Source organism: Streptomyces sp. NPDC058308 (assembly GCF_042880275.1).
In the GTDB taxonomy this organism is placed as follows: domain Bacteria; phylum Actinomycetota; class Actinomycetes; order Streptomycetales; family Streptomycetaceae; genus Streptomyces.
The window spans coordinates 1-9,329 of the sequence record NZ_JBHVZA010000038.1; the positions used below are offsets into that span (position 1 = coordinate 1).

Sequence of the window (9,329 nt, forward strand, 5' to 3'; positions counted from 1 at the left end):
GCGTTCGCCTGCCGGGGGCCCGGCGGGCGGCGGGGCACAGCAGAAGGCCCGGCCTCCGTCACGGAGGCCGGGCCTTCTCTCGCGAGCGCTGGGCAGGCCTTGCACCTGCATCTCCCCACAGGAAGTGGGGCGCCTTTCCTTGGACCACCAACGCCGGGCCCGGCGCCGTGAGTTCGGCGGCGAGCACAAGATCGACTGTACCCCACGGCGTGGGCGGGAGCGAAATCCGCGGCGGGCCGCGGCGGTACCGGTGCCTGCCGGAAAAATCTCACCGGGCTCCGCGGAGTGCCCGCGTCCACGGTTGTGCCCGCTCTACCATCGCCTGCATGTTGCCGCTGCGCCGGAAGTCACGCACGCTCAGGGTCCTCGTCGTGGCGCTCGCCGCCGCGCTGGTCTGGATGGTCCAGGGAAGTGCCCACGCGGCCCCGGCCGACGGGGACCCGCCCGCGCCCGGCCGCCAACTCCTGTTCTTCAACCACGCGTACGGAGTCCTTGACCGGGAGACCGCAGACGCCATCGAGCACTCCGCCTACCTCCGTGACTTCGCGAACTTCCAGGTCCGCACCACGACCGGATCCGACGGACAGACCTGGACCGGCCGCTACCTGATGGGCCGCGAGACCTACGTCGAACTGTTCGGGACCGGCGATCTGCCCGGCAGGGACGGCGAGTTCGGAGCCGGCGGGATGGGCGTCTCCGTCGAGCGGGCGGGCGACCTGGCGACGGCGCGCCAGCGGCTCGTGGACCTTGGCGTCACCCCGGCCGACTTCCTGCAGACGCGCGACTTCGGCGACGGTGTCCCGGTGCCGTGGTTCGACGGCTTCTTCGCCATCGCCGCCGACCAGTACGACTCCTTCGGCGCCTGGTCGATGGAGTACCGGCCGGAGTACTTCGCCGACCCGCGCAGCAAGACCGAGCCGGCCAGTCACCCCGGGGACGTCGGCCGCGAGCGCTACCTGAGTGACGATTACCGCAAACACCTCATGCGTGACGTGACGTCCGTGCGCATCGCAGCCACTCCTCGCGACGTCGACAGCACGGTTCCGTTGCTGCGGGCGGGCGGCTTCGACGTCCGGTCCCTGCCGGGCGGCGGCGCCGTCGCGCTGCGGGGCGGCACCACGATCCGGTTCGACGCGACACCGCGCGAGGACGCCGGTCTGCGGGAGATCACCTTCTCGCTCAACCGGCCCGTGGCCCACCGCCACGAGGAGCGGATCGGCCGGTCGACGCTCACAGTGGGCCCCGGTGCGGGCGCCAAGTGGGCGTTCGACAGGGCCCGTTGAGCTAGGGCCTTTCTGCGGCAGCGCGGGCCTCAGGCGGAGCCGTCGAGGAGGCCGCCCATCCACTCCTCGACGCCCGCGACGGTCCGCGGCAGCGCGCCCGACAACAGCCGGGAGCCCTCCGAGGTGATGACGAGGTCGTCCTCGATCCGGACGCCGATGCCGCGCAGCTCGGCGGGGAGCGTCTCGTCGTCCGGCTGGAGGTAGAGACCGGGCTCCACGGTGAGCACTTGCCCCTCCTCCAGTACGCCGTCCAGGTAGGTCCCGGCCCGCGCCTTCGCGCAGTCGTGCACGTCGAGCCCGAGCATGTGGCCGCTGCCGCACAGCGTGTAACGGCGGTGCAGGTCACCGGTCGCGTCCTTGAGCACGCCCCACTCGGCGAGCCCCTCCGCCACGACTCGCATGGCGGCCCGGTGGAAGTCCCGGAAGCGGGCCCCCGGCCGCAGCGCCGCGATCCCCGCCTCCTGGGCGGCGAGCACCAGCTCGTACACCTGCCGCTGGACGGGGGAGAAGCGGCCGGAGAGCGGCAGGGTGCGGGTGATGTCGGCGGTGTAGAGGCTGTCCGTCTCCACGCCCGCGTCAAGGAGGAGGAGCTCGTCCGGGTCGAGCCGTCCGTCGTTGCGGATCCAGTGGAGTACGCAGGCGTGGGCGCCGGAGGCGGCGATGGTCTCGTAGCCGGTGCCGTTGCCCTCGGCGCGGGCGCGCAGCCCGAAGGTCCCCTCCAGCAGACGCTCGCCGCGCCGGTGCGTGAGGGCGCCCGGCACGGCCCGCACCACGTCCTCGAACCCGGCGACGGTGTGGTCGACGGCGAGCTGCAGCTGCGCGACCTCCCAGGCGTCCTTGACGAGACGCAGCTCGGAGAGGACCGCGGCGAGTTCCGGGTCGCTCGCGGCGTTGCGCCCGGTCGGTGAGCCGAGCCTCGCCAGATGGGCGCAGCGGATGCCGGTGAGGCGTTCCGCCTCGGCGAGGTCGGGGCGGCGGCCGACCCAGAACTCGCCGTAGCGCCGGTCCCGGTAGAACTCCTCGTCGCCGGCGGCGCGCGGGGAGCGCGGCCGTATGTGGAGCACCGCCTCGTGTCCGTGCGGTCCCGAGGGCTCGAGGACCAGTACGGCCCCCGCCTGGTCCTCCCCGGTCAGGCCGGTCAGCCAGGCGTACGCGCTGTGCGGGCGGAAGCGGTGGTCGCAGTCGTTGGAGCGGACCGTGAGCCCGCCCGCCGGGATGATCAGACGCTCGCCGGGGAAGCGGGCGGAGAGCCGGGCCCGGCGTGCCGGGGTGACGGCGTACGCGCCGACGCGTACGGAGTCGGGGAGAGCGGTCGGGGCCCAGGAGGCCGCCATGAAACGGGACAGCTCGGCCGAGACGGCCGGGTCGTGGCTGCCGGTGTGGAGCGCCGGAGCGGGGCTGATGCCGGATTCGGTCACGAGGACTCCTTGGAGACAGCGCGAACGCCAGGCCCGGAGGCCGGTCAGTAAAATGTCACATTACTATGGTGCGGCCCTTCCGTGACCTACCGAGCGACATCAAAACCGGCTGGGGCAAGGGGAGTTGAGGTCCGCGACAGGTCTCCTCCCGGACGTATCCGTCCGCTCGGCCGGACGGGTGACGGGACCCGCCGCCGATGCCCGTATGGAGTGCTCTCCGTACCGCCCGTGACCAGCGGAACCCAGTCCGCGCCGCTCCGATAGCATGCTCAAACTTGCGGCCGATCGTCCTCATCGACCGGAAGCATGCCATCGGGCACGAAGAGCGACGTTTTTAGTAGACATCTAACAAATCGGCCAAAAATTGAAATCCATAGCATCGCGGGTCCTTCCGCGAATAGACGGCAGAAAGATGTTGGCCGCGTGGCGTCAGCCCCGGGCGCTTCTGTGGACCGCGGCGGTCGTGGTGGCCCTCGGATTCCTGGTCGCGCTCGAGATCGCCGCGCGCCACTACGGCGTGGCGGGACCGATCACCAACCAGGGGCGCGAGGTGATCTTCGCCCCGAAGTCGGGTCCGCTGCTGTACGCCAGCATGGCGTTGATGATGGTGGTGCTCACCTGGCGCGAACGGTTCATCGCCGCCGGTGTCGCGGTGGGCATCGATGTCGTCTTCTTCCTGGTGAGATGGATCGTCGGCGCCGACATGATGTTCGGCAACGGCGCGCTGTGGGTGATCCTCGGCTACGGATTCATCGCTCTCACGCGCCGCACCGGCCAGGAACGGATCCTGCTCCTGAAGGGCGTCGGCCTGGGCCTGCTCCTGGTGGCCGGACGCAAGACCGGTGACGCCTGGCTGCTCATCACCTGGAAGACCCGCCCGACGGTGCTCGACCAGTACGTGGCCACCGCCGACCACGCCCTGGGCAACCCCTCGTGGGTGGTGGGCCGCGTGGTCGAGGCCACCGGCTCGGTAGGCACCCACGTCCTGGAATGGGTCTACATCCAGCTCGCGGTCGCCGCGGTGGCCGTCGCGCTCTACCAGCTGCGGCACGTCGCGACCGAGCGCCGGTTCCCGGGGCACCACCTGGTGCGCACCTTCCTGGTCATCGGTCTGCTAGGGCCGGGCATCTACATGCTCTTCCCGGTGGTGGGGCCGGTTTTCGCCTACGGTCCTGGCGCCTCCGGCACCGGCGGCGTGCAGTGGGCGGTGGCCGACCTGTGGCCGCACACGGCGCCGACGATCGCTGTGCCGCACCAGATGACGTACGACGACCTCACCCCGCGCAACTGCATGCCCAGTCTGCACACGGCATGGGCCACCACGATCTTCATCCACTCGCGGAGAGGCCCGCGGTTCCTGCGCTACGCGGGGGCCTTCTGGCTCCTCGCCACGCTCGGCGCCACGCTGGGATTCGGCTACCACTACGGCGCGGACATCATCGCGGGCGTGGTGTTCGCGGTCACGATCGACGCGGCGCTGCGCGCGCACGACCGTGGCTGGGACCGGGCGGGGATCCAGCTGGTCACCTACGGGGCGACAGTCTTCGTCGCGCTCCTGGTGTCGTACCGCTTCATCCCGCTGGAGATGGGCAGGCACCCGTGGGTGTTCGGACCCCTCCTCGTCCTGGCGACGGTCTCGGTGGTCCACAGATATACGCGGACCACGAAAAGCTGGGAGCCGAAGGTGGTGCCCGCACAGTCACTGGAGCCGCAGCCCGAACTGGTGTGAGCGGTTCACCCAAGGTCATCGGCAGACCGGGCAGACCCTGGTAGGAGGAGCACAAGCTCAGCGCGTGGCCGTGTAGCTCAGATCGTGGGCTGTCAGGGACGAGGGGGTCAGCCGCAGCCACACCGTGCCGCGCTGGTCAGGGTCATCATGCAGGTAGCGAACGAAGCGTGAATCCCAGCGGGACTCGTCCGAGCCCAGGTAACGGACCAACTTGCGGCGCCCACGCGGGACGTCAAAGGGAACGAGTTCGGCGCGGCCACGGGCGATGACCTGGCGGACGAGCCCCGTAGCGATGTCACATACGTCCACCACAAGAGCGATCCGCGCGTCCGCGCTCACCCGGTGAAACAGCTTGGCCCACGTCCCGGTCAGAACCCAGAAGGCACCCTCCTCCCACAGAAACCACAGGGGCCGCACGGTCGGTCCGTCGGTAGCGATGCGCGCGGTGAGCGGCTGGCTGAGGAAGACATCAATATCAAAGGGAGGAGGTGTCACGTCTCCATGCTCGGTCTTCCGAACGCCGCCGAACACCCCGACCTTCGACGTAGGCCAAGCCATCGGCTCCGCTACGGCGGACCGGCCCGGCTGGGCCACCCAGTGCACCACCACCGCCGACAGCCCCCGCACCGTGGGCTTTTCCCTCACGAGAACTGCGCGAGCGGCCAGGCATCGAGAGCATGGTCTGCGAGTTCATCCGCGGCCACGGCAGGCGTCAGTGCCGCTGTCGCGGCCCCCGGCAGACTCACTCACCGAGTGGGGTCGGTTCCCAGTGTCTGGCGTGCGGCACTGACCAGGGCGTCCCATGCCTCCGTGTACCGGTCCCAGGCCTCGATGACGATGAGGGTCTGGTCCTCGCCGGGCCGGTAGGCGAGCAAATGGCGCTGCTCGAAAGTCAGTTCGCGGACCTCTTCCAAAGTCCTCGTGGCTTCCGTACGCCAGCGCGCGAGGTCCTCGTGTGTCGTGTCGTCGACCGGGTGAGGCGCGGACGGCGTCGTCACGGCGAGGTGTGCTCGACCGGCTGGTGAGTCGTGGCCCTGCGCGGCGGCGAGGTCGCGCAGCACCGTATGTGCGCTGATGAGGTCTCTGCCCCTGATGGATTGCTCGATGTGAAGGAACGTCCTTTCCTTGAGGTCGGAGACCAGGGGGCGCATCTCGCCGGGTGCGCCGAGTTCGGCCTCGGCATACGCGTAGAGGAGGGCATGCCGCCGCTCCTCGACGTCGGCTTCAAGAGCCGGTCCGTCCACGGTGATAAGACTTCCAGCGACACGGACGTCCGCGCTCGATGCGTAGAGCCGATTCGCGCTCTCGTGGAGGGCGGCTGCTGCGCGGAGGTATTCGGCGAGGATCGCCCAACGGCGTTCGACCATTGCCTGACGCGCCGTGGCGGTGGCGGTGGTGGTGGCTGCGTCGCGTGCGGCTTGGGCTTGGTCGTGTCCGCCGCGGGCTTGGATGCGGGCGCCGAGCACCGTGCCGGCAAAGGTTCCGACGATGGTGCCACCCACACCGATCGCACCGATCAGCGCGACGGTCATGTCGTTGTCCACGCGCTCAACCTCTCACGTGCACACCCGGGTTGACCACGGCCTTCGGTCTTTGGGGACCGGCGCGGGAGCCGCGGCCGAAGTCCTGGGGAACTCTCGGCGCCTGAGCCCGACCATCCAAGATCCCCGGCAGAGTCGGGCTAAGGACTGGAATCAGAATGAGGTCTCTGAGACTGGGGGATGACGGCACGTCAGTTCGCGTTGATGCGGCTCGGAGGGGGTGGTTGCGACCGAGACTCGTGGTGGGCGCAAGCCGTGGGAGGTTGACGATGGGCTGTGGGAGCGTATCGAGCCACTGTTGCCGGTGATGGAACGCCGCTTCCGGTACCCGGGGCGTCGTCGGCTCGATGACCAGCGGGTTCTGTGCGGCATCCCGTTCGTGCCCTACACCGGCATCCCCGGGCGTTACCTCTCGCAGGAAAAGGGCGCCGCTCTGATTCCAGTGCAAAGTAAGGTGAAAACCCATGTCGCGGACTCGCGCCAGCACAAGGAGGCGGAATGCTCGCTAACCCGTCGGCGCTGGCGGCCGGAAGTCGTCATTCGGTCGGACGGCGCTGGGATGGAACCGTTCTCGCCGTGGGCAATACCGCAGCCGCTGAATGTCGTGTCGAGCGATGGGCAGACGTCGTCGCGGTGGCAGCTGGCAACGTCCATACCGCGACGAACACGGGCAGGTCTCATACGGTGGGGCTCCGGTCGGACGGTTCGGTGCTGGCAACGGGGTGGAATGGCGATGGGCAATGTGATGTCGCCGGATGGCGAGGCATCACGGCCGTGGCCGCAGGCTGGCGCTGCACGCTCGGGCTACTCTCGAATGGCCGCGTGCTTGCAGTTGGCCGGAGTTCAGAAGGACAGTGCGACGTGCACTCCTGGCGCGAGATGGTCGTCCTCTCGTGTGGCGACTGGCACTCGGTCGGCGTCCGGTCGGACGGTTCTGCGCTGGCCACGGGGAACAGCCGACGACGGCAGTGTGCCGTTGAAGGATGGCGTGACCTAACCGCCATTTCGGCCGGGTATCTCCATACCGTCGGCCTCAGAGCCGACGGGCGGGCGGTAGCAACCGGAGACCGGGCAACCGCGGCATGCGAGGTCGACGAGTGGGAAGACGTAGTGGCGCTCGGTGCGGGCAGCTACCACACCGTCGGGGTCACTGCGTCCGGACGGGCCCTCGCAGCAGGAGACAACAGCTACGGACAGTGCGAAGTCGGCGATTGGCGCGACATTGTCGCCGTGGCGGCCGGTTCGACGCACACCCTTGGCCTGCGTGCCGACGGCACAGTCGTGACCACAGGGAACAATGCCGACGGCCAGTGCGAAGTCGATGCCTGGTCCGGAGTCCAGCTCCCACAGGCCTCCGGTTCCGGGACGCGCCAACGTGAACTGAAACGCCGTCATTCCCGGGCCTCAGAGTCCTCATTCTGATTTCAATCCTAAGCGCTCGCCGACCCGTCGGCCAGGGACGCGATCTCCGCCAGCGACAGCTGCAGTTCCTCGTGCAGGAACCGGACGACCGTCCAGTGCGGGAGCGCCTCCTCGTCGTACGGACCGAACGCGGCGGTGTAGAGCGGCAGCCACCGCAGCGCCTCCTCCGCGGCCGTCTCGCGCCCCGGCGCCTGCTGGTAGGCGTCGTAGGACACGCTTCGGTGGTGGATGAAGTGACCGCCGGGCAGCCGCTGTTCGCACAGCTCGCGGTACTCGCGGGTCTGGAGGATGAGGTAGTGCCAGATCTCGTCGATGTCCTGCTCGACGGGGAGGAAGAGGCCGCCGAGCCGGTCGGGGTGGCGGGAGACCAGGTAGAGGTAGCGCAGACACTCGCGGACCTGGTGCGTGACGTACGAGGCGTCCGGGGCGCCGGGCTTCGCGGCGAAGTGCCGGACGACCTCCTCGTGCAGGTCTGCGCCGAGCAGCTCCTCGGCGGTGGGGGTCTGGGCGGTGGTGGGCGCGGACGGTGCGGGTGCGGGCATGTCTGGTCCTCGGGGGTCAGGGCGTGGTCAGCCAGGCGTACTTGCCGGAGCGGCCGATCGGCACGTGGGCGCGGTGCTCCACGCGGCAGGACCGGCCGGTCAGCGCGGTCACCGAGGCGGCCAGAGCGGTCTCCTCGGCGGGGGCGAGTGGCTCGCCGTCGAAGGTCGTGCACCACAGCACGCAGCGCCCCTCGCCGGTCAGCCGCAGCTGGTGCAGGAAGACGCGCGGGGACGCGGCGGTGACGCGCGCGTCGAGATCGGCCTGCGCGACCGGCCCGTCGGGCGTAGGCAGCAGTTCCTTCTCGCGGCCGCAGAAGGACACGATCCGCTCCGGGTCGGCGCTGCCGTCGCGGGTGCGGATGCAGTCGCCGGACCGGTAGCGGACGAGCGGCATGTACGGGTTGCGGACGCTGGTGACGATGAGGCTGTGGATGCCGCTGCCCGGCTCCACCGGGATCAGCTCCACGCTCATGTCGTGCAGGTAGGGGCGGTAGCGGCCGTCCTCCTCGCTGTAGAAGAGGTAGCCGAGCTCCGTGCTGCCGAAGAGGTCGACGATCGGGCAGTCGAAGTGGTCCCGCAGATACGCGCGGACGTTCAGCGGCGTGTACTCGTAGGCGTGGACGATGCCGGCAGGGCGCGGGAAACGGTCCCACAGGTCCCACTCGTCGACTCTGCGCACCAGGTGCGCCAAGTGGTAACCGGAGCAGTCCAGGAGATACGCGCCGCGAGGGTGCGCGGCGCTCACCTCCCGGATCTCGGCGAGCATCCGCTCGACCTCGGCACGGTCCCAGCCGGCCGGGTCCAAGCCGCGGTTGAGGTACAGGGTCCGGTCGTCGAGCCAGCGCTCACCCGGTGTCGCGCCCGGCTTGCGGGCGTTGACGCGGGCGACGTGCTCGGTGGCGAGGACGGTCGTCAGCGAGATCCGCCGGGCGCCCGCGTACCAGAGGGCGCCGAGGTCGGGGTGCTCGCTCCACAGGCGGTAGTAGGAGCGGAGCAGGAAGTAGGGCGGCCGGATGAGCTGCATGCGGGCGTGGTTGGTCCCGGTGGACAGGACGAACTCGGCCTCGCCCGTCTCCAGGGCGCGGGTCAGCTCGGGCGTCATCCAGTTGTCGGGGAAGTCCCTGGCGATCTCCGGCTTCTCGAGGATCGGGAAGTCGCCGCGTTCGACGGACGCGCGGTAGACGGGGATGTCCCGGATCCGGTCCAGGACGTCGGCGCTCGGCAGGCGGTTCAAGAGGGCTCCGGTGCGGGGCAGGGGGCGGGGGGCAGGGGGTGGGGGCCGGGAGAGCCGGGGGGGGGGGGGCGGGCCCCGTGGGGGGGGGCACCACCCCCCCCCCGGGACACCTGTCAGGGAATAAAACCCGCTTAGCCCGGGGGCGGTTTAAGACCGCCAA

General features: G+C 69.9%; 8 protein-coding genes and 1 pseudogene. 4 read left to right on the forward strand and 5 right to left on the reverse strand.

What is annotated here, in order from left to right:
* Positions 1-326 precede the first annotated feature (326 nt).
* On the forward strand, positions 327-1,283 hold the full coding sequence (locus tag ACFVYL_RS33900) for a DUF5829 family protein (RefSeq protein WP_389722826.1): 957 nt from the start codon (positions 327-329) through the stop codon (positions 1,281-1,283).
* Positions 1,284-1,312: 29 nt separating this feature from the next.
* Here ACFVYL_RS33900 and ACFVYL_RS33905 read toward each other — a convergent pair whose 3' ends face one another.
* Entirely contained in the window at positions 1,313-2,701 is a 1,389-nt protein-coding gene (locus ACFVYL_RS33905; RefSeq protein WP_389722828.1) for an aminopeptidase P family protein, read from the reverse strand.
* Between the two features lie 412 nt (positions 2,702-3,113).
* On the opposite strand from ACFVYL_RS33905, the gene ACFVYL_RS33910 reads away from it, so the two are divergent.
* Positions 3,114-4,430 (forward strand): phosphatase PAP2 family protein, encoded by a 1,317-nt coding sequence (locus ACFVYL_RS33910; protein ID WP_389722830.1) that lies wholly within the window; start codon positions 3,114-3,116, stop codon positions 4,428-4,430.
* Positions 4,431-4,487: 57 nt separating this feature from the next.
* Here the strand turns inward: ACFVYL_RS33910 and ACFVYL_RS33915 are convergent, their stop codons facing one another.
* Both ACFVYL_RS33915 and ACFVYL_RS33920 read right to left on the reverse strand, forming a co-directional pair.
* Positions 4,488-4,904 carry a pyridoxamine 5'-phosphate oxidase family protein gene (locus tag ACFVYL_RS33915; RefSeq protein ID WP_389722916.1) on the reverse strand — a complete coding sequence of 139 codons (417 nt, stop codon included), beginning with the start codon at positions 4,902-4,904 and terminating at the stop codon, positions 4,488-4,490.
* Positions 4,905-5,176: 272 nt separating this feature from the next.
* On the reverse strand, positions 5,177-5,974 hold the full coding sequence (locus tag ACFVYL_RS33920) for a hypothetical protein (protein WP_389722832.1): 798 nt from the start codon (positions 5,972-5,974) through the stop codon (positions 5,177-5,179).
* Positions 5,975-6,191: 217 nt separating this feature from the next.
* Here ACFVYL_RS33920 and ACFVYL_RS33925 point away from each other — a divergent pair.
* Positions 6,192-6,398, forward strand: a pseudogene (locus tag ACFVYL_RS33925) (transposase); the annotation flags it as partial.
* A 71-nt stretch (positions 6,399-6,469) separates the two neighbouring features.
* Positions 6,470-7,393 carry an RCC1 domain-containing protein gene (locus ACFVYL_RS33930; protein WP_389722834.1) on the forward strand — a complete coding sequence of 308 codons (924 nt, stop codon included), beginning with the start codon at positions 6,470-6,472 and terminating at the stop codon, positions 7,391-7,393.
* An 8-nt stretch (positions 7,394-7,401) separates the two neighbouring features.
* Here ACFVYL_RS33930 and ACFVYL_RS33935 read toward each other — a convergent pair whose 3' ends face one another.
* Both ACFVYL_RS33935 and ACFVYL_RS33940 read right to left on the reverse strand, forming a co-directional pair.
* A complete protein-coding gene (locus ACFVYL_RS33935; protein WP_389722836.1) occupies positions 7,402-7,935 on the reverse strand; it encodes a hypothetical protein in 534 nt (177 codons plus the stop codon).
* Positions 7,936-7,951: 16 nt separating this feature from the next.
* Complete coding sequence (locus ACFVYL_RS33940) at positions 7,952-9,169, reverse strand: hypothetical protein (protein WP_389722838.1); 1,218 nt, start codon at positions 9,167-9,169, stop codon at positions 7,952-7,954.
* Positions 9,170-9,329: the final 160 nt, after the last annotated feature.

What these genes read in the sequence shown, in the direction of transcription:
- ACFVYL_RS33900 (WP_389722826.1), top strand. Translation starts at nt 327, where the DNA reads ATGTTGCCGCTGCGCCGGAAGTCACGCACGCTCAGGGTCCTCGTCGTG.
- ACFVYL_RS33910 (WP_389722830.1), top strand. Translation starts at nt 3,114, where the DNA reads ATGTTGGCCGCGTGGCGTCAGCCCCGGGCGCTTCTGTGGACCGCGGCG.
- ACFVYL_RS33930 (WP_389722834.1), top strand. Translation starts at nt 6,470, where the DNA reads ATGCTCGCTAACCCGTCGGCGCTGGCGGCCGGAAGTCGTCATTCGGTC.
- ACFVYL_RS33935 (WP_389722836.1), bottom strand. Translation starts at nt 7,935, where the DNA reads ATGCCCGCACCCGCACCGTCCGCGCCCACCACCGCCCAGACCCCCACC.